The 24,912-nt window shown below is 61.5% G+C and carries 21 protein-coding genes; 17 read left to right on the top strand and 4 right to left on the bottom strand.

The annotated features are described in order from the left end of the window. Positions 1-74: 74 nt before the first annotated feature. The 14 genes from acnA to ACVIIW_RS35450 all read left to right on the top strand — a co-directional run bounded on the left by acnA (position 75) and on the right by ACVIIW_RS35450 (position 16,645). Positions 75-2,771: an aconitate hydratase AcnA gene (gene acnA / locus ACVIIW_RS35515; RefSeq protein ID WP_456704959.1), complete on the top strand. Its 2,697-nt coding sequence runs from the start codon at positions 75-77 to the stop codon at positions 2,769-2,771. A 33-nt stretch (positions 2,772-2,804) separates the two neighbouring features. Then, positions 2,805-3,827 carry an isocitrate/isopropylmalate dehydrogenase family protein gene (locus tag ACVIIW_RS35510; RefSeq protein WP_456704958.1) on the top strand — a complete coding sequence of 341 codons (1,023 nt, stop codon included), beginning with the start codon at positions 2,805-2,807 and terminating at the stop codon, positions 3,825-3,827. 26 nt (positions 3,828-3,853) lie between these two features. Continuing rightward, positions 3,854-5,506, top strand: coding sequence for an acetolactate synthase large subunit (locus ACVIIW_RS35505; RefSeq protein WP_456704957.1), 1,653 nt, complete (start codon positions 3,854-3,856; stop codon positions 5,504-5,506). A 95-nt stretch (positions 5,507-5,601) separates the two neighbouring features. After that, positions 5,602-6,792 carry an iron-containing alcohol dehydrogenase gene (locus tag ACVIIW_RS35500; protein WP_456705350.1) on the top strand — a complete coding sequence of 397 codons (1,191 nt, stop codon included), beginning with the start codon at positions 5,602-5,604 and terminating at the stop codon, positions 6,790-6,792. Then, positions 6,785-7,435: a poly(R)-hydroxyalkanoic acid synthase subunit PhaE gene (locus tag ACVIIW_RS35495; RefSeq protein ID WP_456704956.1), complete on the top strand. Its 651-nt coding sequence runs from the start codon at positions 6,785-6,787 to the stop codon at positions 7,433-7,435. Before ACVIIW_RS35500 ends, ACVIIW_RS35495 begins: the two co-directional genes overlap by 8 nt. After that, positions 7,432-8,520, top strand: coding sequence for a class III poly(R)-hydroxyalkanoic acid synthase subunit PhaC (gene phaC / locus ACVIIW_RS35490; protein WP_456704955.1), 1,089 nt, complete (start codon positions 7,432-7,434; stop codon positions 8,518-8,520). Before ACVIIW_RS35495 ends, phaC begins: the two co-directional genes overlap by 4 nt. Before the next feature lie 4 nt (positions 8,521-8,524). Next, positions 8,525-10,477, top strand: a complete 1,953-nt coding sequence (locus ACVIIW_RS35485; protein ID WP_456704954.1) for an acyl CoA:acetate/3-ketoacid CoA transferase — start codon at positions 8,525-8,527, stop codon at positions 10,475-10,477. A 290-nt stretch (positions 10,478-10,767) separates the two neighbouring features. Then, complete coding sequence (locus ACVIIW_RS35480; RefSeq protein WP_456704953.1) at positions 10,768-11,685, top strand: alpha/beta fold hydrolase; 918 nt, start codon at positions 10,768-10,770, stop codon at positions 11,683-11,685. A gap of 48 nt (positions 11,686-11,733) precedes the next feature. Then, the gene (acs, locus tag ACVIIW_RS35475) at positions 11,734-13,680 is read left to right on the top strand and encodes an acetate--CoA ligase (protein ID WP_456705349.1); all 1,947 of its coding nucleotides are present in this window, start codon (positions 11,734-11,736) and stop codon (positions 13,678-13,680) included. Positions 13,681-13,693: 13 nt separating this feature from the next. Continuing rightward, positions 13,694-14,233, top strand: coding sequence for an inorganic diphosphatase (gene ppa, locus ACVIIW_RS35470; protein WP_456704952.1), 540 nt, complete (start codon positions 13,694-13,696; stop codon positions 14,231-14,233). A 12-nt stretch (positions 14,234-14,245) separates the two neighbouring features. Then, positions 14,246-14,818 carry an adenylate kinase gene (locus ACVIIW_RS35465; RefSeq protein ID WP_456704951.1) on the top strand — a complete coding sequence of 191 codons (573 nt, stop codon included), beginning with the start codon at positions 14,246-14,248 and terminating at the stop codon, positions 14,816-14,818. 194 nt (positions 14,819-15,012) lie between these two features. Beyond that, complete coding sequence (locus ACVIIW_RS35460; RefSeq protein ID WP_456704950.1) at positions 15,013-15,402, top strand: hypothetical protein; 390 nt, start codon at positions 15,013-15,015, stop codon at positions 15,400-15,402. Continuing rightward, positions 15,402-16,418, top strand: a complete 1,017-nt coding sequence (locus ACVIIW_RS35455; RefSeq protein WP_456704949.1) for a patatin-like phospholipase family protein — start codon at positions 15,402-15,404, stop codon at positions 16,416-16,418. Before ACVIIW_RS35460 ends, ACVIIW_RS35455 begins: the two co-directional genes overlap by 1 nt. Continuing rightward, positions 16,349-16,645, top strand: coding sequence for a transposase (locus ACVIIW_RS35450; protein ID WP_456704948.1), 297 nt, complete (start codon positions 16,349-16,351; stop codon positions 16,643-16,645). Before ACVIIW_RS35455 ends, ACVIIW_RS35450 begins: the two co-directional genes overlap by 70 nt. A 231-nt stretch (positions 16,646-16,876) precedes the next feature. On the opposite strand, the gene ACVIIW_RS35445 is transcribed toward ACVIIW_RS35450, so the two are convergent. The 3 genes from ACVIIW_RS35445 to ACVIIW_RS35435 form a co-directional block, all read right to left on the bottom strand. Continuing rightward, positions 16,877-17,074 carry a hypothetical protein gene (locus tag ACVIIW_RS35445; RefSeq protein ID WP_456704947.1) on the bottom strand — a complete coding sequence of 66 codons (198 nt, stop codon included), beginning with the start codon at positions 17,072-17,074 and terminating at the stop codon, positions 16,877-16,879. 1,432 nt (positions 17,075-18,506) lie between these two features. Beyond that, positions 18,507-19,814, bottom strand: a complete 1,308-nt coding sequence (locus ACVIIW_RS35440; RefSeq protein WP_456704946.1) for a caspase family protein — start codon at positions 19,812-19,814, stop codon at positions 18,507-18,509. Between the two features lie 7 nt (positions 19,815-19,821). After that, positions 19,822-20,730, bottom strand: a complete 909-nt coding sequence (locus tag ACVIIW_RS35435; RefSeq protein ID WP_456704945.1) for a DUF4399 domain-containing protein — start codon at positions 20,728-20,730, stop codon at positions 19,822-19,824. 260 nt (positions 20,731-20,990) lie between these two features. Here ACVIIW_RS35435 and ACVIIW_RS35430 point away from each other — a divergent pair, with 260 nt between their 5' ends. Together ACVIIW_RS35430 and ACVIIW_RS35425 are read left to right on the top strand one after the other, a co-directional pair. After that, the gene (locus ACVIIW_RS35430; protein ID WP_456704944.1) at positions 20,991-21,863 is read left to right on the top strand and encodes a formylglycine-generating enzyme family protein; all 873 of its coding nucleotides are present in this window, start codon (positions 20,991-20,993) and stop codon (positions 21,861-21,863) included. Between the two features lie 20 nt (positions 21,864-21,883). After that, a complete protein-coding gene (locus tag ACVIIW_RS35425) occupies positions 21,884-22,297 on the top strand; it encodes a hypothetical protein (RefSeq protein WP_456704943.1) in 414 nt (137 codons plus the stop codon). 363 nt (positions 22,298-22,660) lie between these two features. Here ACVIIW_RS35425 and ACVIIW_RS35420 read toward each other — a convergent pair whose 3' ends face one another. Beyond that, the gene (locus tag ACVIIW_RS35420; RefSeq protein ID WP_212488974.1) at positions 22,661-22,894 is read right to left on the bottom strand and encodes a DUF6894 family protein; all 234 of its coding nucleotides are present in this window, start codon (positions 22,892-22,894) and stop codon (positions 22,661-22,663) included. 872 nt (positions 22,895-23,766) lie between these two features. Here ACVIIW_RS35420 and ACVIIW_RS35415 point away from each other — a divergent pair. Further along, positions 23,767-23,991, top strand: coding sequence for a hypothetical protein (locus ACVIIW_RS35415; protein ID WP_456704942.1), 225 nt, complete (start codon positions 23,767-23,769; stop codon positions 23,989-23,991). The last annotated feature ends 921 nt before the right edge of the window (positions 23,992-24,912 follow it).

Genomic DNA, 24,912 nt, shown 5'->3' with positions numbered 1-24,912 from the left:
GCAGACCCCCCTCCCTCCGTAGGTAGAGCTCCGGCTTCTTGGGCCGGGCGGCGTGCGGATGATGGGAGGTGATCATGACGGCATTGGACAGCTTTAGATGTCAGCGTACCCTCGACGTCCATGGACGGAGGTATGCCTATTTTTCGTTGCCCGAAGCCGAGAAAAACGGTCTCGCGGGCATTTCGCGGCTGCCTTTTTCTCTGAAGATCCTGTTGGAGAACCTGCTGCGTTTCGAGGATGGCCAGTCCGTGACGAGCGCCAACATCGAAGCTCTGGCGAAGTGGACCGACGACCGCGGATCAGCGGCAGCGGAGATCGGCTTTCGTCCGGCCCGTGTTCTGATGCAGGACTTCACCGGTGTGCCGGCCCTGGTCGATCTCGCGGCCATGCGGGACGGTATGCAGAAGCTCGGCGGCGATCCGGCGAAAATCAATCCGCTGGTTCCGGTCGATCTGGTGATCGATCATTCCGTCGTGGTCGATCATTTCGGCAACCCGCAGGCCCTGCACGACAATGTTGCCAGAGAATACGAGCAGAATGGCGAGCGCTACAACTTCCTGAAATGGGGTCAGGGCGCGTTCGCCAATTTCCGCGTAGTGCCGCCTGGCACCGGCATTTGCCATCAGGTCAACCTCGAATATCTGGCGCAAACGGTCTGGACGAGCGAGCGCAACGGCAAAACCTTTGCGTATCCCGATACGCTGGTCGGCACCGACAGCCATACCACCATGGCGAATGGTCTTGCGGTGCTTGGCTGGGGCGTCGGTGGGATCGAGGCGGAGGCAGCAATGCTCGGGCAGCCTCTGTCCATGCTGGTGCCGGAAGTGATCGGTTTCAAGCTCATCGGCAAGCTGCGCGAGGGCGTGCTGGCGACCGACCTCGTGCTCACCGTCACCCAGATGCTGCGCAAGAAGGGCGTCATCGGCAAGTTCGTCGAGTTCTACGGCTCGGGTCTTGACCACCTGACGCTTGCGGACCGCGCGACCATCTCCAACATGGCGCCAGAATACGGCGCGACCTGCGGCTTCTTCCCGGTCGACCAGGAGACGTTGAACTATCTCAATCTCTCGGGTCGCGCCAGCGATCGCATTGCGCTGGTTGAGGCCTATACGAAGGCGCAGGGCCTGTTCCGGACACCTGATATGGCGGACCCGGTCTTCACCGATACGCTGGAGCTCAATCTCGATGAGGTCGTTCCGTCGCTCGCCGGACCGAAGCGGCCCGAGGGGCGTCTCGGCCTTTCTGTTGCCAAGAGCAACTTCCTGACCGCGCTCGAAAGCGAATATGGCAAGCAAGACCAGGCCGCAAAGCAATTCGCGGTCGAGGGTAAGGAGTTCAAGCTCGGCCACGGCCATGTCGTGATTGCCGCGATCACCTCCTGCACCAACACCTCGAACCCCTCGGTGCTGATCGGCGCAGGCCTGTTGGCGCGCAATGCGGTACGCAAGGGGCTCACGGTCAAGCCCTGGGTCAAAACCTCGCTCGCCCCCGGCTCGCAGGTCGTGGCGGAGTATCTCGAAAGATCGGGTCTGCAGAAGGACCTCGACGCACTCGGGTTTTATCTGGTTGGCTTCGGATGTACGACCTGCATCGGCAACTCCGGTCCGCTGCCGAAGGACATCTCGAAGTCGATCAACGACAATGGCGTAATCGGCGCGGCCGTCTTGTCCGGCAACCGCAATTTCGAAGGCCGCGTCTCGCCCGACGTGCAGGCCAACTATCTGGCCTCGCCGCCCCTCGTTGTTGCCTATGCTCTGGCCGGTTCGCTTCAGGTCGACCTGGTCAACGAGCCGCTGGGTATCGAGTCGGATGGCGCTCCCGTTTTCCTGAAGGACATCTGGCCTTCGAATGGCGAGATTCAGCAGTTCATCCGGGACAACATTACGCGCCGTCTGTTCGAGAGCAAATATGCAGAGGTCTTCGAGGGCGATGCGAACTGGAAGGCGGTCGAGGTCACGACAGCGCTGACCTATCGCTGGAACATGTCCTCCACCTACGTTCAGAACCCGCCCTATTTCGAGGGCATTACGATGAAGCCGCCGCCGACCCGAGATATTGCTGGCGCACGCATTCTCGGGCTGTTCGGCGACAAGATCACGACCGATCACATCTCGCCTGCGGGCTCGATCAAGGCGTCGTCGCCGGCCGGAGAATTTCTGCGCGGCATGCAGGTCCGGCAAGAGGATTTCAACCAGTACGGCACGCGGCGTGGCAATCATGACGTGATGGTCCGCGGTACCTTCGCCAACATCCGCATCAAGAATTTCGCCGTGAAGGGCGAGGGTGGCGTCACCCCGGAAGGCGGCTGGGCGGTACATCAGCCCTCCGGCGACCGGATGTCGATCTTCGACGCCGCGATGCGCTACCAGCACGACAATGTGCCTTTGGTCGTGTTCGCCGGCGTCGAATACGGCAACGGCTCTTCGCGCGACTGGGCCGCCAAGGGCACCAAGCTGCTTGGCGTCCGCGCCGTCGTCGCGCAGAGCTTCGAGCGCATTCACCGCTCCAATCTGGTCGGCATGGGAATCCTGCCTTTCGTCTTTGACGAGGGTACCTCCTGGAAGAGCCTCGGCCTTACCGGCGCCGAGCAGGTTTGGATCAAGGGCATTGCCGACATCACGCCAGGTCAGCGCGTCACCATCGACATCACGATGGCAGACGGAACCGTGAAGCAGGTCCCGCTGACCTGCCGCATCGATACGCTCGACGAGCTCAACTACTACAAACACGGTGGCATCCTGCCTTACGTGCTGCGCCAGCTTGCAGCGTGATCCCAAGGACACGATCAACACGGGGAAACGAACATGTCAGGAAAAATTCCGGCAACCTTGATACCTGGCGACGGCATCGGTCCCGAGATCACGGCTGCGGTGACCCGCATTCTGGATACGCTCGGCGCGCCTTTCGAGTGGGACCTTCAGCAGGGCGGCATGGCCGGAATCCAGAGCGCGGGCGACCCCTTGCCCGGCGCGCTGATCGACAGCATCCGCCGCACCAAGCTCGCGCTGAAAGGTCCGCTGACGACGCCGGTCGGTGGTGGATTCCGCTCGGTCAACGTGCGCCTGCGCGAAGAGTTCGGCCTCTATGCCAATTTGCGCCCGGTCAAGACCATGGTGCCCGGCGGGCGCTACGAGGACATCGACCTCGTCCTGATCCGCGAAAACATCGAGGGTCTCTACGTCGCATTCGAGCACTTCATCCAGGTGGGCGACGATCCGCACGCGGTCGCGATCTCTTCGGGCGTCAACACCCATGCGGAAGCACGCCGTATCGTCCGCTTCGCGTTTGAATATGCCGTCGCACACGGCCGCAAGAAGGTGACGGTCGTTCACAAGGCCAATGTGCTGAAGGCCCTGACCGGCTTGTTTCTCCAGGCCGGCCGCGAAATCGCCAAGGAATACGAAGGGCGGATCGCGATGGACGATCGCATCGTCGATGCCTGTGCCATGCAGCTGGTAATGAACCCGTGGCAGTTCGACGTCATCGTCACCACCAATCTGTTCGGCGACATCCTGTCCGACCAGATGTCCGGCCTGGTCGGTGGTCTCGGCATGGCGCCTGGCGCCAACATCGGGGAGAAGGCCGCGATCTTCGAGGCGGTGCACGGGTCGGCACCTGATATCGCCGGCAAGGGCATCGCCAATCCGCTCGCGCTGTTGCTCGCCGCCGGCCTCATGCTCAAGCATGTCGACCGGGACGATCTCGCGACCAAGCTGCGAAGCGCAATCGAGCAGACCTTGCAGGTCGACAATGTGCGGACGGCGGATCTTGGCGGCAAAGTGTCGACTTCGGACTTCGCCGGCGCCGTGATCAAGCGGCTGGCCTGACGCCGACAGACATACAGGAGAAAGACATGGTGAAGGGCTCTGACCTGTTGGTCGCGGCATTGGAGCATGAGGGCGTCGACCGGGTCTTCGGTGTTCCCGGCGAGGAAAATCTCGACGTCGTCGAGTCGCTGCGCAACTCGAAGATCGAGCTGGTGCTGACGCGCCACGAGCAGGCCGCCGCGTTCATGGCGGCGACGCATGGACGGCTCACGGGCCGGCCCGGCGTCTGCATCTCCACGCTTGGGCCGGGCGCGCTAAACTTCTCGACCGGGGCGGCCTACGCCCATCTCGGCGCGATGCCGATGGTGCTGCTCACGGGACAGAAGGCGATCATGAGCAGCCGCCAGGCGCGCTTCCAGATCGTGGACGTCATTGCCTCAATGAAACCGCTCACCAAGCTCTCGCGGCAGATCGTCAGCGCGTCCAGCATCCCAACGCTGGTGCGTGACGCCTTCCGCGTCGCGATGGAGGAGCGGCCGGGTCCGGTCCTGCTGGAGCTGCCCGAAGACATCGCCGGCGACGAGGTCGAGCCGGTGCCGATGGTGCCGATTCATCCGATCGAGATCCCCGTCGCACATCGTGCGGCGCTCGACCGGGCCGCTGAGATGATCCTGGCGGCGAAGCGTCCACTGATCATGCTCGCGGCGGCCGCGAGCCGTCCGCGCTCGACCTTCGGCATTGCCGGCTTCGTGCGGCGCACGGGCATTCCGTTCTTCACGACACAAATGGGCAAGGGCACCGTTCCCGGCGGCACCAACCTCTATATGGGCACCGCGGCACTGTCGGAGCGCGACTATGTGCACGAGGCGATCGACCAGGCCGATCTGATCATCGCCATCGGCCACGACACGGTCGAGAAGCCGCCCTTCATCATGGGTCCCAAGGGGCCGCAAGTCATCCACGTCAGCTACACGCCTGCGACCGTCGAGCAGGTTTACTTCCCGCATGCCGAGGTGGTCGGCGACGTCGGCCCCAGCCTCGAGCTGCTGGCGGATCGGCTCGAGGGCAAGCTCCACAACGCCAGGGCGCTGCTGCCGCTGCGCGACGGCATTCTCGGCCGCATCGCCGATCGCGACACCGAAAGCCGCTGGCCGGTGACGCCGCAGCGACTGGTGCATGATGTCCGAAAAGTGATTCCGGAGAACGGCATCGTTGCGCTCGACAACGGCATGTACAAGATCTGGTTCGCTCGCAATTACCGGACCTATGTCGCCAACACATTGCTGCTTGACAACGCCCTCGCCACGATGGGCGCCGGCCTGCCATCGGCGATGATGGCGGCGATGCTCTATCCGGACCGCCGCGTCATGGCGATCTGCGGCGACGGCGGCTTCATGATGAACAGCCAGGAGCTGGAGACGGCCGTCCGGCTCAAGCTGAATCTCGTGGTGCTGATCCTCAATGATGGCGCTTACGGCATGATCCGCTGGAAGCAGGCCGTGGATGCCTTCCCCGACTTCGGTCTCACCTTCGGTAATCCGGACTTCGTACGCTACGCGGAGTCCTATGGCGCGAAGGGCTCGCGCGTCACCTCCGTCGATGCGTTGTTGCCGACGCTTGAGGCCGCGTTCAAGGGCGGCGGCGTGCATCTCGTCGATGTCGCGATCGACTATTCGGAGAACACGAAGGTCCTCGTCGACGAGCTGCGCAATCGCAAGCTTGGTAGCGAACCGAGCTGATGCGGCGGGGCGCTGATGCGTGGACGTTGCGCTCCGCGTAGCTGCTACGAACGAATACCCCGTACGCGCGCGAGACAAGAAGGAGCACGAACATGATCGGGAAATTCACCTTCCAGGCGCCGTCGAGCATCATGTTCGAGCCCGGCGCTTCGCGGAAGATCAATGAACTCGTGGCGAGCTACGGCGCCCGGCGCGTGATGCTGGTGACCGACAAGGGCGTGCGGGGCGCGGGGTTGACCGGGGATGCGGAGGCCTCGTTGGGAGCAGCCGGCATCGAGCTCAGCATATTCGATGAGGTGGTCGCCGACCCGCCATCCCATATCGTGGAAGCGGCTGCGGACGCGTGTCGGGCCGGCCGGATCGAGCTCGTGCTCTCGATCGGCGGCGGCAGTGCTCTCGACACCGCAAAGCTCGTCGCCTATCTCGCCAAGACGCCGGACCGTCTGGACGACATCTACGGCGTGGGTCTCGCGAAAGGAAAACGCCTGCCGCTGCTGCTGGTGCCGACGACGGCCGGGACCGGCTCCGAGGTGACCCCGATCGCGATCGTCACGACGCCAACCACGGAGAAGAAAGGGGTCGTCTCGCCGGTCCTGATCCCGGATTGGGCAATCCTCGATCCCGAGCTGACGCTCGGTCTGCCGGCGCCAGTGACTGCGGCGACCGGTATCGATGCCATGGTGCACGCGATCGAGGCCTACACCAGCAAGGTCAAGAAGAACCCGATGTCCGACCAGCTCGCCCGCCAGGCGTTGGCATTGCTGTCGGCCAATGTGCGGCGTGTTTGCGAGAATGGGAAGGATCTCGAAGCCCGTTCGGAGATGCTGCTCGGCTCGATGCTCGCCGGCATGGCCTTTGCCAATGCGCCGGTCGCCGCCGTTCACGCGCTGGCCTACCCGATCGGAGCGATCTTCCACGTACCGCACGGTCTGTCGAATGCCCTCGTGTTGCGTCACGTGCTCGAGTTCAACCTGACCGCGGCGGAGGCGCTTTACGCCGAGCTTGCCGAAATCGTGAAGCCGGGCCTGAGCGGCAGCGTGCCTGAGAAGGCGCGGGCTTTCATCGACGAAATGACGGCGATCGGCCGCGATTGTCGGGTGCCGGCCTCGCTCGCTGCGGTCGGGATCGGCCGGGACGATCTGAAGAAGCTTGCCGAGGACGCGATGAAACAGACGCGCCTCCTCGTCAACAACCCGCGCGAACTGACGCTGGACGATGCCTACGCGATCTACAGCGCGGCGTTCGGTGACGGCAGCAATCGTTATGTGCAGGCTTCCCATGGTTGAGGAGGGGCCCGCCGCAAATCCGTTCGGCCGGCTCGCCGCGCAGTGGATGGACTCCTGGCGCGCCATGGCAAGCGCAGCCGCCGGTGTCAGCGAGAACTGGTCGGGCTCGATGCTGCCTTTCATCATGAAGCGCGCAGCCGAGAGCGGGTTCGGCGTCGGCCCCGGCAACGACCTCGCCGAGGCGATCGAACGCATGGCCAAGGGACCGCGCCTCGCCGATGTCCTCGATTTCGATCGGAAGCTGGCGAACTTGACGGCGGCCTGGGGCGAACTGCAAAGCAAGCTTGCCGCGTATCAGCTCGTCGCCTCAAAGCCCTGGATGCGCACGGCGCAGCAATACAAGATGAAGATGCCGCAGTCGGGCGACAGCCCCAATTGGCGCGAGCAGCTCGGTGCCTGGAACGATCTCGCCAATGAGGAGCTGATCGCCAACCAGCGCTCGGAAGAGTTTCTGGTCGCGCAGAAGCAATTGTTGCAGGCCGCAACCGAGTTCAAGGCCCGGCAAACGGAGATATCGGACACAGTCGCCGCCGTGCTGGGCATGCCGACGCAGCGCGATTTCGACGATCTGACCCGCCAGATCACCGAGCTAAGGCGCGAGGTCCGCGCGCTGGAGCGACGGATCGCCGGAGGCAAAGCATGAGCCCGCAGGCACCGAAAAGCGACGGATTCGCCGAGATGAGCGACAAGCTGCTCAAGGCCGGCAAGCTGCTGTCCGCCATCAAGGACGAAGACGTCGATGTCGGCGCGACGCCGAAGACGCTGGTGATGCGCCGCGATAAGGTCGAGCTGTTTCGCTACACGCCCTTGACCGAGCAGAAGGTGAGGACGCCGGTTCTGCTCGCCTACGGTTTGATCGGCCGCTACACCATGGCGGACCTTCAGGAGGACCGCTCCCTCGTCCGCAGTCTGTTGCGGCAGGGGCTCGATCTCTGGCTGGTCGATTGGGGGCAGCCGAACCGCAGCGAGCGCTGGCTGACGATCGACGATTATGTCGACGACTACATCCATGCCGCCGTCGAGCGCGTCTGCCGCGAGACCGGTCACGACAAGATCACGCTGCTCGGCATCTGCGAGGGCGGCGTCTTCACCACCTGCTACGCCGCGCTGAATCCGGACAGGGTCAAGGGCCTCGTGCTGACGATCACGCCGATCGACTTCCATGCCGATCGTGACGATCCCGACACCCATCACGGCTTCCTGAATGTCTGGACGCGCAGTCTCGATCCCGCCGACATCGACCGCTTGGTCGACGTCTATGGCGGCCTACCCGGCGAGTTCATGAGCTCGGTGTTCTCCCTGATGACGCCGATGCGCTCGTTGACCAAGTACAACATCGACCTGATCGACGTCATCGACGACGAAGCCAAGCTGATGAATTTCCTACGCATGGAGAAATGGCTTGCCGACCGGCCCGCTCATCCGGGCGAAGCTGCCAAGCAGTGGCTGAAGGATCTCTATCAGGACAACAAGCTCGTGAAGGGCGAGTTCGAGCTGTCGGGACGGCGCGTCGATCTCTCGAAGCTCATCGCGCCGGTGCTCAACGTCTTCGCCCTCAATGACCACATCATTCCGCCGACCTGCTCGCGAGCGCTCGGCGCGCATCTCGGGACCAAGGATTACTCGGAGATCGAGCTGCCCGGCGGCCATGTCGGCCTGTTCGTATCGAGCAAGTCGCAGGGCTCGCTGAGCAAGGGGATCTCGGAGTGGCTTTCCGCGAGGGACTAGCGCGATGAACAAGGACAAGATCGTTTCAGCCGACGAGGCGGTCGCCATCATCAGGGATCGCGATACGGTCTGTACATCCGGTTTCGTCGGCATCGGCACGCCCGACGAACTCCTGATCGCGCTGGAGAAGCGTTATCGCGAAACCCGACATCCCGCAGACCTGACGCTGATGTTCGCGGCCGCGCCCGGCGATGCCGGAGACCGCGGCCTCAACCGGCTCGCCCATGACGGCCTGTTGAAGCGCGTGGTCGGCGGCCACTGGGCACTGGTGCCCAAGCTCGGCGAGCTCGCGCTCGCCAACCGCATCGAGGCCTATAATCTGCCGCTCGGCTGCATCGCGCACCTCTATCGCAATATCGCCGCGCGCGGCCCCGGCGTGATCTCCAAGGTCGGCCTCAAGACCTTCGTCGATCCCCGTTTGCAGGGTGGCAAGCTCAACGAGAGCACGACGGAAGATCTTGTCGAGTTGATGCGGATTAACGACGAGGAGTGGCTGCGTTACAAATCGTTTCCGATCAACGTCGCGCTGTTGCGCGGCACGACCGCCGATCCCGCCGGCAACATCACCATGGAGCGCGAGGCGCTGACGCTGGACAATCTGGCGATGGCGATGGCGGCGAAGAATTCACGTGGCTTCGTCATCGTGCAGGTCGAACGCATCGCGGCCAGCAATTCGCTCAATCCGCGGGAAGTGCAGATTCCCGGTATCCTGGTCGATTGCGTCGTCGTCGCCGATCCCACCAATCACGTCCAGACCTATGGCGCGGTCTATAGCCACGCCTTCTCCGGCCGCCAGCGCGTACCGATGGACCGCGTCAAGCCGCTCGAGCTCGACGAACGCAAGATCATCGCGCGGCGCTGTGCGTTTGAGTTGCCGCCGGGCGGCGTCGTCAATCTCGGCATCGGCATGCCCGAGGGCGTCGCGGCCGTCGCCGCCGAAGAGCACATGCTGAAGTTCCTGACGCTGACGGCCGAGCCCGGTATCATCGGCGGCATGCCGCAGGGCGGGCTCAATTTCGGCACCGCGCTCAATCCGGATGCGGTGATCCACCAGAACCAGCAGTTCGACTTTTACGACGGCGGCGGGCTCGATCTCGCCTGCCTCGGCATGGCGCAGGCGGATAGCGCTGGAAACGTCAATGTCAGCCGCTTCGGTCCACGGCTGGCGGGTGCCGGCGGCTTCATCAATATCTCCCAGAGCTCCAAGAAGCTGGTCTTTGCGGGCACGTTCACCAGCGGCGGATTGAAGGTCGCGGTTGAGGACGGCGCACTGCACATACTGCGCGAAGGTACGACTAAGAAGTTCGTTTCCGCGGTCGAGCAGATCACGTTCAGCGGCGATCATGCGGTCGCCACCGGCCAGCCGGTGTTCTATGTCACTGAGCGTTGCGTGCTGCAGCGGACCCCTGCGGGTGTGGAACTGATCGAGGTGGCGCCCGGCATCGATGTCGGCCGCGACATCCTCGCGCACATGGAGTTCGAGCCGCTGATCCGCAACGTCAAGCCTATGGATGCACGCATCTTCCGCGATGGGCCGATGGGGCTGGATCACATGCTGCTCGGCCGAAGTCTGGCTGACCGGATTGGCTACGATGCCGAGCGCAATACTCTGTTCGTCAACTTTGAAGGCTTCGACGTCCGGACGGTCGAGGACGTCGACTTGGTTCGCCGCGAGGTCGAGCGCGCCTGTCGTGCCGTCGGCAAGCCGGTAGCGCTCGTCGCCAACTATGACGGCTTTCATCTGGAGCCATCTGTCAGCGATACCTATTTCTCGATGATCGCTTATCTGGAGCAGCGCTACTACAGTTCGGCGTCGCGCTACACCACCAGCGCATTCATGCGTCTTAAGCTCGGAGAGGGCCTAGCCGAGCGACACGTCGCCCCGCACATCTTCGAAACCCGCGCAGAGGCACAAGCCTTCGCGCGCGGATTACGCAAGGAAGAAGCCAGCATCTAACCGAAGGAGCTGATCATGAGCCAGGATATCGAAGCCGCGGCGAGAGCCATGAAGGAGCAGTTTGCGAATTTCGCTGAGAACCTCAAACGGCAATTGCGAACGCACGCGAGCTTGCTGAAATGACGCTCAAGTCGAACACCGAGGTATTCAACGTCGTGAGGCAGCGGGTGACGGAGGACTTCGAAAGGGTGCGCGCGTTCCTGCAGGGCGACGGCAAGAAGTAGGCGAGAACGCCATGGCCGTGTCGGGTTGCAGGGCATGGAGCTACCGATCAAGGGCGTGAGGACGACATGTTTGAAGCCGCTCGGGGCCTGATAGGGGATAGGGCGGGTGGATCGCCGAAATCCGGGCAGCCGGATCGCGAAGGCGTTGTACTCGGCCTCTCGCCCTCCGGCTTTCACCAACTGGCCTATACCGATTGGGGGCCTCTCGAGGACGACAGGCCGGTCGTTTGCGTGCATGGACTCACACGGCAGGGGCGGGATTTCGACCATCTGGCAGAACAGTTGGTGGCTGCCGGAAGGCGGGTGATCTGCCCGGATCTGCCGGGACGCGGGCGCAGCGGCTGGATCGGCGATCCCGATCATTATGCGCTTCCGCAATATTGCGCCGACATGAACGCGCTGATTGCGCGTCTTGGCGTCACCGAGATTGAGTGGGTCGGAACTTCGCTCGGCGGGTTGATCGGCATGATCATGGCCGGGTTCTCCGGCAGCATCGTTCGCAAGCTCGTCATCAACGATATCGGCCCGTTCGTTTCGTCGACGGGGCTTCAGCGAATCGGCCAATACATCGGCAAGATGCCGGCCCTGTTCGCGACGATTGAAGATGCTGAGGCGTACTTTCGAACCGTGCTGGCACCTTATGGTGAACTGCTCGACGAGCATTGGCGCCATCTCACGATGCACAGCGTCCGTTGGGACGACGTCCGACAGGGATACGCGCTGTTATGCGATCCCAAGATTGCGAAGGGCTTTCGGTTGCCCTGGTTTCAGCCGCTCAATCTCTGGACCTATTGGGAGGCAATCAGGGTGCCCGTGCTCGTGTTACGCGGCGCTCACTCCGATTTGCTGTCATTCGACCTCGCGGTCGAGATGCGAAAGCGCAACCGATTAGCCAGTGTTTTTCAGTTCGATGATTGTGGCCACGTGCCGCCGCTGATGGTTCGCGAACAGATTGATGTGGTCGCTCAGTTTCTTCAGGCGTGATGGAACGACTGTGTAGAGGAGGACACGATGGATAGCCCGGTCGGAGATATGTCCGAGAAGATCTACGACGTCCCCGCGGAATGGGCCAAGCGCGCCTGGGTCGATCAGGCCAAATACAAGGACATGTATGCCCGCTCGGTGGCGGACCCCAACGCGTTCTGGGCCGAGCAGGCCAGGCGCATCGACTGGATGCACGCGCCGACCAAGATCGAGAACGTCTCCTTCGCGCCGGGCAACATCTCGATCAAGTGGTTCGAGGATGGCATCCTCAATGTCGCTCACAATTGCATCGACCGGCATCTGCACAAGCGCGCCAACCAGACCGCGATCATCTGGGAAGGCGACGATCCCTCGCAGTCCAGGCACATCACCTACAAGGAACTGCACGACGAGGTCTGCCGGATGGCCAACATCCTGCGCACCCGCAATGTGAAGAAGGGCGACCGCGTCACCATCTATCTGCCGATGATCCCGGAAGCGGCCTACGCGATGCTGGCCTGCGCGCGGATCGGCGCCATCCACTCGGTGGTGTTCGCGGGCTTCTCGCCGGATTCGCTCGCCCAGCGCATCAACGACTGCCAGTCCAAGGTCGTCATCACCGCTGACGAAGGCCTGCGCGGCGGCAAGAAGGTGCCGCTGAAGGCCAATGTCGACGCGGCCCTCGCAAAGTCCGAGGGCGTCGACTGGGTCGTCGTCGTCAAGCGCACCGGCGGCAAGATCGACATGAACCCGACCCGCGACCTCTGGTATCACGAGGCCGCGGCGATGGTGACGACGGAATGCCCGGTCGAGCACATGCATGCCGAGGATCCGCTGTTCATCCTCTATACCTCGGGCTCGACCGGCCAACCCAAGGGGGTGCTGCACACCTCGGCCGGCTATCTCGTGTTCGCCGCGATGACGCACCAATACGTGTTCGACTATCACGATGGCGACATCTACTGGTGCACCGCCGACGTCGGCTGGGTCACCGGCCACAGCTACATTCTCTATGGACCGCTGGCCAACGGCGCGACCACGCTGATGTTCGAGGGCGTGCCGAATTACCCCGACAATTCCAGGTTCTGGAACGTCATCGACAAGCACAAGGTCAATATCTTCTACACCGCTCCGACTGCGATCCGCGCGCTGATGCAGGGCGGCGACGAGCCCGTGAAGAAGACCTCGCGTGCCTCGCTCCGCCTGCTCGGCTCGGTCGGCGAGCCCATCAACCCCGAGGCCTGGGAGTGGTATCACCGCGTCGTCGGTGACAACAGGTGCCCGATCGTCGATACCTGGTGGCAGACCGAGACCGGCGGCATTCTCATCACGCCGCTGCCGGGCGCGACCAGGCTCAAGCCGGGTTCGGCGACGCAGCCGTTCTTCGGCGTGGTGCCTGAAATCGTCGATGCCGACGGCAAGGTGCTGGAGGGTGAGACCACGGGCAATCTCTGCCTGACCCGCTCATGGCCGGGCCAGATGCGCACCGTCTACGGCGACCATGCCCGTTTCGAGCAGACCTATTTCTCGACCTACAAGGGCAAGTACTTCACCGGCGACGGCTGCCGGCGCGACGCCGACGGCTATTACTGGATCACCGGCCGCGTCGACGACGTCATCAACGTCTCCGGCCACCGCATGGGCACGGCGGAGGTCGAGAGCGCGCTGGTGGCGCATGAGAAGGTGTCGGAGGCCGCCGTGGTCGGCTTCCCGCACGACATCAAGGGCCAGGGCATCTACGCCTATGTCACCCTGATGGCCGGCATCGAACCGACCGAGGAGCTGCGCAAGGAGCTCGTGACCTGGGTCCGCAAGGAGATCGGCCCGATCGCCTCGCCCGACCAGATCCAGTTCGCGCCAGGCCTGCCCAAGACCCGTTCCGGCAAGATCATGCGCCGCATCCTGCGCAAGATCGCCGAGGACGAACCGGGCAGCTTAGGGGACACCTCGACGCTCGCCGATCCCGCCGTGGTCGATGATCTCGTGAAGAACCGGCAGAACAAGAAGTCGGATTAGGAGAGGGCGGTAGATGAACATCGATGCGATTGCCATCGGTCACAACCCACCTGATGATATCAACGTTGTCGTTGAGGTGCCTCTCGGGGGAGAGCCGATCAAGTACGAACTCGACCAGCGTTCTGGCGCGCTTGTGGTCGACCGATTCCTCTACACGCCGACCCGTTACCCCGGCAATTATGGCTTCGTACCGCGTACGCTTTCCGAAGACGGTGACCCGATCGATGTGCTCGTCGCCAATACCCGCCCGATCGTTCCGGGAGCCGTGATCAACGTGCGCCCTGTCGGAGTATTGAGAATGGAAGATGACGGCGGGGGCGATGAGAAGATCATCGCGGTGCCGTCGGCCCGGCTCACCCAACGCTACCAAAACGTGCAGACGTACACCGATCTGCCCGAAATCACCTGGAAGCAGATCGAGCACTTCTTCCTTCATTACAAGGACCTTGAACCCGGCAAGTGGGTGCGACTTGCAGGGTGGGGAGATGCGGACGAAGCTCGCAAATTGATCGAGACGGCGATCTCGCGCGCCGCGATCCGAAAATCGCGCTGAGGGAGTACTGGAATGAGGCTTGTCCTATTGGGACCTCCCGGCGCCGGAAAGGGGACGCAGGCGCTCAAGCTTTCGCAGATCCTCGCGATTCCCCAGCTTTCGACCGGCGATATGCTGCGTGCGGCAGTAGCTGAAGGAAGCGCGATCGGGCGAGAGGCGGCACAGATCATGGAGCGGGGCGATCTCGTGCCTGATGCACTGGTGCTCGAGGTGATCGCCGAACGCGTTGCGCAGCCGGATGCGGAGAGGGGTTTCATCCTGGACGGCTTTCCGCGCACCGTGGTCCAAGCGGAGAGCCTCGACGAAATGCTCAATGGCCACATGTTGAACTGCGTGCTGGAACTCAAGGTCGACGAGCGCCAACTGCTGGACCGAATACTTGAGCGGGCGAGGCAGGCCCGTGCCAACGGAGAAGCAGTGCGAGCAGACGACAATGAGGAGGCGCTCGGCGCTCGACTGCTGGCCTATGCCAATCAAACCAAGCCTCTGACCGACTACTATGGTGCCAAGGAATTGTTGAGAACAGTAGATGCCTCGTTACCAGTCGACCGTGTCACAGCGGCGCTCCTCGAAGCCCTGAATTGAACAAGGCGGTGGGGCCTCCCCTGATTCAACTCTAACGCCCTATGCTCTCGGACCGCCGAGACGCAACCGGCAGCGCGGCCGCAGATCCCCGCTCGTTGGTTTTTCGTAGCGGAGAAGATCGGCGTCTCCGGAGTGCTGTCCACGTTCTCCTGCGGCATGGTTATGGGGTGGTTCAGCATGATCTCGTGTCAGCCGTGGCGATTGTCGCGGCCGTGATCGTCGCGAGGTTCGCATGGATCTTCCCGACGACTTACATTCCTCGCGCGTTGATCCCCGCCCGAAATATTGACGTCGCACCGCGCGGATCACTTCAAGACCGTCTTGGCAACAATTTACGTTTCGACGACGTCCATGAGCTGGTCCCCGTCGTCGCGGAAAATGCCGGCAAGGCGGCGCAGTCGACGCTGATGACCCACAGCGGTCATACCCCCGACCCGAAATCTCGCACCGGGCCGTCTCCTGCCGTATCGCCGTGTGATATCCTCACTCGCAAGAAGTGGAGGGACTGCACAGTGAAACGCCGCGAGTTCATTCCGCTGCTAGGCGCCGCAGCGGTGGCGCACAGCGTGGTCGGTGAGCGCTGATGGGTATAGCAAGCAAGACGGTCAACCTTGCTTTACAGGGGGGCGGTGCGCATGGCGCCTTCACCTGGGGCGTTTTGGATCGCCTGCTCGAAGATGAGCGGATATCGTTTGAGGGGATCTGCGCTACCAGCGCTGGCGCCATGAACGGCACGGTCATGGCGTACGGCCTGACGATAGGCGGCCGCGAAGGCGCAAAACTCGCTCTCGCCGAGTATTGGCGCCGCATCAGCGAAGCTGCGGCCTGGGGACCGCTGCAGCCGTCCATTTTCGATCGTCTGTCGCAAAATCGTTCGATCGAGAGATCGCCGGCCTTCATGTTCTTCGACATGATGACACGACTGTTGTCTCCTTATCAGTTTAACCCGTTGAACTACAACCCGTTGCGGGACGTGCTCGAGAAGACCATCGATTTCGACCGGCTGCGCAGGGAGAATGTCGTCAAGCTGTTCCTTTGTGCGACAAACGTCCGCACTGGAAAGGTGAAGATCTTTGAGAACCATGAACTCACCGTCTCGGCCGTTCTCGCTTCCGGGTGCCTTCCGCAGCTCTTTCAGTCTATTGAAATCGATGGCGAAGCCTATTGGGATGGCGGTTACATGGGTAACCCAGCAATCTTCCCGTTGATCTATGGCTGCCAATCCACAGACGTCATTGTTATTCACATCAATCCAATTGTGCGTGGGGAAATTCCTCGCACGGCGAGCGATATACTAAATCGATTGAACGAAATTAGCTTCAATTCGTCGCTGATGCGCGAGATGCGAGCAATTGCCTTCGCCAACAAGCTCGTCAGCAGAGGCGCGCTGCGCGACGAGATAAAGACGATGCTGATTCATGCCATAGAGGCGGAATCGTTCATGAAAGATCTGGGCGTCGCCTCCAAGTTTAATGCAGACTGGGAGTTTCTCACCTATCTGCGCGACGTGGGCCGTACCTGCGCTGAGGAGTGGTTAGCCGCAAATTATCGCCATATCGGTGTGCGTTCGACCATCGACATTCACGACAGATACTTGTAGCGCGCTTAGATTCGTGCGGCAATGCAAGCAATCCCAAATTGTCACCAGGAATTTGGTGCTCCACAGTGGCATCGATCAAGCGCGGCGAGCAAACGGCTGGACGCGATCCCGGCGTCGGGCCGGCGCTGGCAACAGCCCTGGTCGCCAGCATTGCTGATCCCAAGGCCTCTCGATCGGGACGAGACTCCTTGGCTTGGGTTGGTCTTGCGCTACGCCGAGAGAGGTAGAGCCCGATCTGCCGTTCGCGGCCGATCCGGCCAGTCAGTGTCTCTCAAAGCGGCGGCGATGTTGTCCGCGCCTGTCTCTGCGTCAACGAAGATTTTGTGAGCTCGGTCTTCCGCGATGCTGTAGTACGGAACCGACGCTCCCATGTTCTTGATCGTGGAGGCGCAACCACCAACGCTCGCTGACAAGGTTCGTAACGTGATCCCGGTGGGTGTCTCGAGCAGACCTGCGAGTCAACCAAGCGAGACCGCCTGTGCCACCATGAGGCCGGCACCCAGGATGCAGATTAGGCCAGCAAAAAGCTCAAGGACCGACGGTCCGGGGCGGCCCACCGCCAGGAGCGCAAGGATGGTCGCGATGCCTAGCCGAATGCCCTGTGGCGTGAGGCTATCCCACCCGATAATATCCCAGCCCACCAAAGGAAAACTCATTCCTGCCTCCTGTGTTTGAACATTCTGTTCTCAAGATTACTGCACACGCAAAGCCTATGACGCCGTGGAAGGCCTGTGGCGGAGGCGACCGATGCGGAGGGTGCCAATAGGCAAAGACGCGCAGCCGCCCGCGTGGGGTCTATTACTGGTCATAGCCGGCTGACCCGGTGGAGAACACTGGACATCGGAGCCGCAGGCTCGAGGCCGTTGGCGTCTTGTGGCAAGTTTACCTGACGATCGCGAGCGGTCCTCTGATCTTTGAAATAGAATCGACGAAGTTCAACCTGGTCTTCTCTCGTGTCGGACGGGGATCGTCGCGACGAAGGCAACAACGAAAGCGGCTGGTTGGGTCAGCACTGGCGACAGATATGGGCGAGCAATCGTCCTCGCAAACGAAGGCCCGTCGCACCGCCTAATGCTGCGGCAAACGGAAACAAAAGAGGCCGCCCTACCGAAGCGGCCTAACTGCCGTCGCCCCCGCTAGCAGGATGGCGTCACGATGCCGGCGACACCTTCACCTCTGTGGTCGGCCTTTCGTCGCCGAACGTAGCCATCCCCTGATATGCAGATCGGAGAACGCTCGCAACCGACTCAACCGCAACCTTGCGCCGGTGGACGATACGGATACGCGCACCGCGAATGGTCCGCCAGCTATGGGAAATCCTAATCCGAGTCATTTGACCTCCGAGGTTCAATGGATGGTGACGGTTGGCTCAGCAGCGTGCTTTCCAACTCACGCCCGGGATAGCCGATGCCAAGGACAATGACCGTGATGCGCGTCACTGGAACTTCGAGGAGTGAATTGGCTCATGACTTAGCACTGGGACGGCGGGAGGTCGGTGCTCTTGGCCGGCACTCTCGGCGCTTATGCTGCACAAATCGACGCGTGCACGCTTAGCGGATTCGGACGCTCGCCAGCGATCAACGGCTGAGCGGCTTTCGCTGGGACTTAGCTATCGCGCCGCAAGGCAGCGAATAAGCACGCGGCGTGTTGCGGCATGTGACCCTGATCACGGCCCTGACGCACGACTTATAGGATTGTCGCGTCTATCGGTTGTTTGCTGCTGTTCGAGGGAATACACTATGAGCGTCGTGATACAAAGACTTAATGGACTGTGGCACGTCGTCGTCGGGTCATGCCAGCTCCGAACTCCTTTCCTTGAGACGCAGGACCGGGAGCGGGTCGTCACGTACGCCCGGCGAATTTACCCTGGTGCCAAAGTCTTCGAACGCAGCTGATCTCAAAGCGACGCACTCGACCGGATGCTGCCTGATACTTGAGGATTGGCAGGTGCCTTCGCGTGGAACCACTCGGCTCACTCGTTGGAGCGCGTCTGGCGAGCGTTCGGATCCGGTCACCCTTGGATGGGTATTGTTGTGTCGAGCTTCAATCGTGAAATGTCCCGACACAGAGTGAAGTGTCCAGGCGAGATCAAGGAGCGACGCTCTCGCGTAATCGGCGGAGCTGCGACCGGAGCCGTTCGCAACTCAATTCCCGCTCGAAATTGGTGATCGCCTGAAGTGTGGGTTCAGCGCGCAGGCTCTGCAACCGCGCCATGTCGCGGGTGCAGGTATCTTCGGACCGGACATCCTCATTCCGGACCTGTTGCTTCGCAACCGCTTGGGGCGCCGCATTTCCATCAGAAGGCAGAGCGCCAGTGCTGACGATACTCTCAAATAGGCGCTGTATTTGTGGACGCAGCCGCGTGCAAGCGACCTCGCGTTGGAAGTTGATGATCTCGTTCGGCACAGGGGTGGCGCGCAGACGTGCCAGCCTCGCTTCGTCGCGGACACAGGGGTCCGTGGTTTCGGAGGGCGGCTGCGCGGGAAGCGGCTGCCTGGGAAGTTCCGCCTTCACCGCCGGCGGCGCGCTTGGCGGCGCTGGATTGACGACGACCGGCTTAGGTAACGCCGGCACCGAAACCGGCGGAGCGGGCGGCGGTACCGGCGGTACATTTGTTGTAACAAACTGCGGCACCAGGGCGATAGTGGCGCCGCCGAGAGAACCATAGATGAACGGCTCCTGCCGTCCACCGGTCATGGTGATGACCTCATCGCGCACGCGGCCTAGCGCGATCCGAATGTCGACACCGGGCTCGGCAAGGTGCCGGAGCAGCGCGGTTGCATAAGGGCTGTTCACGCCGTCGCCGTCATAGGAAATCGAGCCTGCCTTCGCCGCGAAGGCCACCAGCGTGTCGGCGCTGATTTCATCAAGCTTCGCCAGACCGCCTCTTGTCGGCGAGCGGCTTGCGGACCGCAACTTGGCCGCAAACGGGTTGTCGCGGCATGCGTCGAGCAGTATCAAACGCAGGCGGCGTACCGGTTGCAGCGCCCAGATGATGCGATCGAGCGCGATAGCCTCGTCGTCGACGTCGTAGTCGTGGCTCAGCTTGGCATCCATCGGTATCAGATAATTCACGCCGCCGATCTCGATGCCGTGGCCGGCGTAATAGACCACTGCCACATCGGCATTCTCTGCAGTAATCAGGAACTCGCGCACAGTGCGCTTGAAGTCGACGACGCCGAGATCGTTACGTGCAATGACGACGTCGAAACCTATCGATTTGAACAGCGCTGCAATGGCTTTGGAGTCGTTGCCGGTATTGGGCAGCGGCGGTGCGTTCGTATAGGAGGAGATTCCGACCACCAGCGCGACCCGACGCTCCGCTACGGCCGCATCCGCGAACATCGCGCTGATGATGAGGCAGAGGACGTAGATCAGGAGCCGGCGCGGTTTCATCGTTGCATCAATATCCGTAACTCCGCCAAGGGCGATGGCGGTGCTTGCGCTTTTTCGGCGGCTGGCCGTTCTCCGTCACGGTGACGTTGATGACATCGGAGAACACCGCTGGATCGTGCGGCACGTGGGCATAATCGGCGAACAGAAGGCGCAACTTGTGCTGGCCGATCGGGAGCGTGATCTTCGCTTCGGTCTGGCCAGCGCCGAAGTGCAGGTGGTTGAAGTCGCTTGGGATTGGTTGGTCGAGTGGAGGCAACTCGGCATCCACGAGCAAATGATGATGGCCGGTGTTGGGCTTGTCGAAGCCCGCCGGCGCCACGCCCATGTTCAACAAACCGAAGCGGATAACCGGGTTCGGAGAGATATAGGAGCCGTTCTTGGGATAGATGAAATAGACCTTCGCGTCCTTCGGCGCGGAATGACGGCCACCCGCCGCAGGCATTGCTTGCGCCACCGCGGGGCCGGTTTGGTCAGCTACCTTGACCTTGATCCGCTCGGAGATCACCGGCGGCGAATGCGGGACATGATTCTTGTCGGCGAACACCAGCTGCAAAGTGTGCTCACCGGGGGGCAGCGAAATCTCTGCCTCGGTCTGTCCAGCCCCGAAATGGAGGTGCTGGAAATCATTAGGAATTTCAGCATCCAGCGCGGGCGTTGGCGAGTCGACAATCAAATGATGGTGACCACTGTTGGCGCGGTCCGAACCTGCCGGGGCAACGCCCATGCCGTGCAGGCCAAAGTGTAGAGTGGTCTTGGTTGGCAGCGTGTCGCCATCCTTCAAGCCGATGAAATAGACGGCCGCCCCGGGCGGCGAGGGCGTTGGGCCGCCCGTCTGGGCTTGAGCCTGAGCAGCGTGCCAGTGCATCAAGCCGCCGAAAAATGGAACCAGAACCGCTAGGAGCAAACGTTGCATCATCGCAATCTTCCTAATGGATAGACCACAATCTGGACCGCAAGAGCCGCGGGAATCTGAAATAGCTGCAACTTTCGATAATGGGCCCGTCCTATCGCCATCCAGAACGGGGCTGAAACGATATCCCTTTGCTCGCCAATGTAAACCACAATCGAGCGGGGCGACTGTCTCCTTGCCGGTCGCAGCCGAATGAAGCATTCTATGCGGCATTGAATGTGACGTATGCATACTCCTGATCGTTCGAGCCGACCGGAGATCACAAGATGAAATCCGCCGTCTTGTCTGTGATTTTTCTCACAGCACTATTTGCAAGTACTGCGGCAATTGCCCAGCGAGGGCTAAGCAGCGGCCCATCTGGCGACCCTTCATCCGCGCCATCGGACTCCAGAGTGGCTCAGCAACAGGGCGCCAGTCTGGACCCTGGAGAGTTGTTTCGCGATTGCGATAATTGCCCCGAGCTCGTGGTTGTGCCTCCGGCAGACTTTGTGATGGGATCCAATGACACGCCCTATGAGAAGCCCGAGCACCTGATCAGCATTCGCAAGCCCTTCGCGATCGGGCGCCGCGAGGTGACGTTCGCGGAGTGGGACTCGTGTGCCGATGCTGGCGCCTGCAAAGTGCGTCCCGAGGATCACGGCTGGGGTCGCGGTGACCGTCCAGTCATCAACGTCAGCTGGGAAGATACGAAGCTGTACGTCGCCTGGCTGTCGCAGAAGACCGGACAGAAATACCGTCTGCCCAGCGAAGCGGAGTGGGAGTATGCCGCGCGCGCGGGGACCAGAACGCCATTCTGGTGGGGCAAAGAGGCCGGCGCGGGTCATGCGCAGTGCGACGGGTGCGGAAGTCCAATCAAGCAGCAGGTCGTGCCAACAGGCTCGTTTCGGCCAAATGGATTTGGTCTCTACGACACTTCTGGCAATGCTGCGGAATGGGTCGAGGATTGCTGGAATGATTCCTACCGCAATGCGCCCAAGGACGCGTTGCCGTGGACGTCGGGCGACTGCCGCCTGCGGGTGCTGCGCGGGGGCAACTTCCTCAGCAAGGCCAGCGACGTCCGATCTTCGGCGCGATTTCGCTACGACGTTGACGTGCGCTACTATGCCAACGGATTTCGTGTCGTGCGGGAGTTGCCATAATCATGCCGCGGACGGAAACGATGCGCGCGATCGTCGGAGCAATACTCGTGTTGTTTGCTGCAGCCCCTGCCGCCCGGGCGCAGTCCTACTCTGCCAGCGGGCAAATCGGCTATCTGCACGAATGGGAAATAACGGGTAATCTCGCGAAAACGGTGACGAGTCCAGGTACTGAATATTCAGGGACGATCACGCTGCGCCACGTCGGCCTTTGCAGCGTCAATGGCGTAGAGCAAAAGCAGGCTCGTTTGCAGCTGAAAGTGTCCTCCAGGCGGCTGGAAGGCGTATTGATCATGGACGGGGATCGATGCCGCATCGTCGCATCCGGATCATCAGGTTCGGGGCAGCTGACCTGCGGCAGCGGACAGGACGTTCCGATCAATCTTCTGATCGGCAAAGCGGTCGAGATCGAGGCGGCTGATCGCGCGCGACTTTAGAGCGCAAGGATTGCTGTCCTAAGTGCTGCTTGCTCGCTGCGCGAGCGTCTGCGACGACTATGATACCGGCGACCGCGACAACACACGCTGCTGCGCCCGCGACTGAGTTGGCCGCTCCGCCTCATCCGCAAACTCCATTGGAGAGGAGTGCACGATTCCGCGAGGCAAGAGCTTTGCGTGGTCGTTCCCAAATGTGCCGTTGGAGCCGCAGGCTGTTCTAGAGATCGTGTCCGGGCTGCGACGGAAGCGCCTTTGGGCGAATATCGCTCCGGCGAAGGCGCACCGGATGATTGCTGTCGTGACCGCATTCACCCCCTGACGGAGAAGTATCAATGATTGTAGCTCCGGCAGCATAGCACTCTCTCAGTGCGGATGGCCGAGCACGAATGCGAACGGCAGAACGAAAATCTCGTCGCCGGCCTCATCGCTGACATGCAGAGCCCACTGACGCCAATCTTCCAGGTTGGCAGCTGCGACCAGAGAGCGCACCCTGCGGGTGGCCTCCTCACACGCTTCGATTAGGTCGGATACGAACGTACCGCGACGATCCATCAGGACCCCCTTGGTGTTCGAGCAATGGAAATAGACCTGAGTCATGTACGCCTCCTGCAATATTCGGGTCAGCAAGCCCGACCCTGCATGTCGGAGTCCTACTAGGCCGCAGAGCAGATTGTCCGTGATCACCCGCACATTGCGCGCCTTGGTGGCCCCGCGGGGCCGTGGTCAGGCACGCCACACCCGGCAAGGTATGGATCCAACGTCTGCGTTAGGCCGATGGCTGGTATCAGCCGTGGCTGCTCTGTCAGCCGAAACCTCCGCGGCAGCTCGTCGATCGTATGTCGGGTTTGGCTCGGCCGGCGCCGCTGGAAGCGGGGCGCATGCCGGCAGAGATTGCAACAGAGCGCGGCATCATCTTGCAGTGCTTGCAAACGCGATGCAGGGAAGAGGCTGGGAGCTCTGTCTAGAATGGTGGCGGGACCGAATTGTCCCGCCCTTGGCCCACAGAGGGCCGTACGAGCATCTCTATATTGATCGGCCAGTCTAGGTCGTTACCCCCCGGCCATAGATAGAGCCCACCGCCAACTCTGAGTGATAAAGCGGTGGCTTCAGGGTGGTCATAAACGCCACAAAGCACAGCGCTCCGATCGCGAAGATGATAAGACTAAAAAAGTGGTTCAGGTTCATCTGTGTTCCTCGCTGCCTCTCGTTTGGGGCCCAATCATACAGCCGTGAACCGGAGGATGAAGAGATCGACCCGCTTCTTCCGTGACGCCGCTCACATCGAGAGAATTGCCTCCTCGGCCTCCACTGAGTCACGCAGCGGCCATTGCTTGGCTACCATCGCGATGGCCATGGGCGCGTTGCCGTGGCCGCCGCGTGATTTCTGTCACAGATCGAAAAGTCAACCTCCAATATGGTTCGAGCCACATGTTGTTCATTGCAAACCCTGAGGAGGGAACATGAGTGGAATGCGTGAACTGATCGATACGGAACTCGACACCGTGAGTGGTGGGCATCACGGGCATCATCATGGACATCACGGGCTGTTCAGCTTAGGTAACATCGGCAATATCGGCCAATTCGGCAATATCGTCATAGAGCAAAACATTGCCGTGCAGATTGGCGTGGCTATCGGCAATAACGCCAGTGTCACACAGCTGCTCGGTCAGCTGAACTTCAGCGCCATCCACTAACTGGCGGATCCCGAACACTGCTTGCCCGCTCCCGAGCGTGTTCGGTTACGAATTCAATCGAGAATTCTCATGGATACGGTCGCCGTGACTCGAGGCGCTCGAAGAGTATCGACACGGTGTCGATGCCCAGCGAGCGTACCTGTTTCTCATTCTGCAAGGCGCCAGTTCGTGTCTATTCCGATCGCGTTTGCGACCGTTTCTGCAACCGCTTCGTTCGCGGGGCCCTGCGTGCGGAGCTGGTGTCACGGACGCGCTTGCCGCGGCCAGTAGTGCCGCCGTCCAGATGATCGAAACCTCGATTGTCGGCGTAGATCAGCATTGAGCGTGCATCACCCGGAATAGAGTTCAATCAATGGGACGCTCCATTGGGTGGATTAACGCACAGTTTTATGCGGTAGTTGCCGAGCATCAGCTTGTCGGGAAGCTCCTGTCTTCACCTCAGGGCTGGGTCAAATTTTGTTGTCGACCGCGGCCGCAACGCCGATTTAGATCAAAGACCTCGCAATCAGGTGTGGCGGCTAGGCCAACGTCCGGCCGAACATGAATCGCGAGGCCAGGCTGTTTTTTTCCATCCCTCTACTGAACTCGAAATGTCGTGGAGCGCTTCGCCCTATGGCGAGCTCGTGGCCGTCTCACTCGCGCTCGATCAGCTTGTTGCGCAAAATGGGCGTTAGCTCCGCGCTCGATCCTTACGCGTCCTGCCTGAGACAGCCACATTCGTTTGAGACATGCGAGAGCCCAGGCCACATGAATCGGAAACGCCGTGGGAGCAAACAGCGTGGATCCGACGTGCCATATCGTAGCCGAAGCTGACTGCCGCGGGGCGCGCCCGTGATTTCTGTCACAGATCGAAAAACCATCCTTCAGTATCAACACGCATAGTGAGGCACCGGCTTGCTTTGAGCTGGATGTTGTTCACCC

This window comes from Bradyrhizobium sp. USDA 4449, assembly GCF_054056275.1.
Note: the sequence above shows the minus strand (reverse complement) of the source record. Positions and strands in the feature narration are given on the sequence as shown.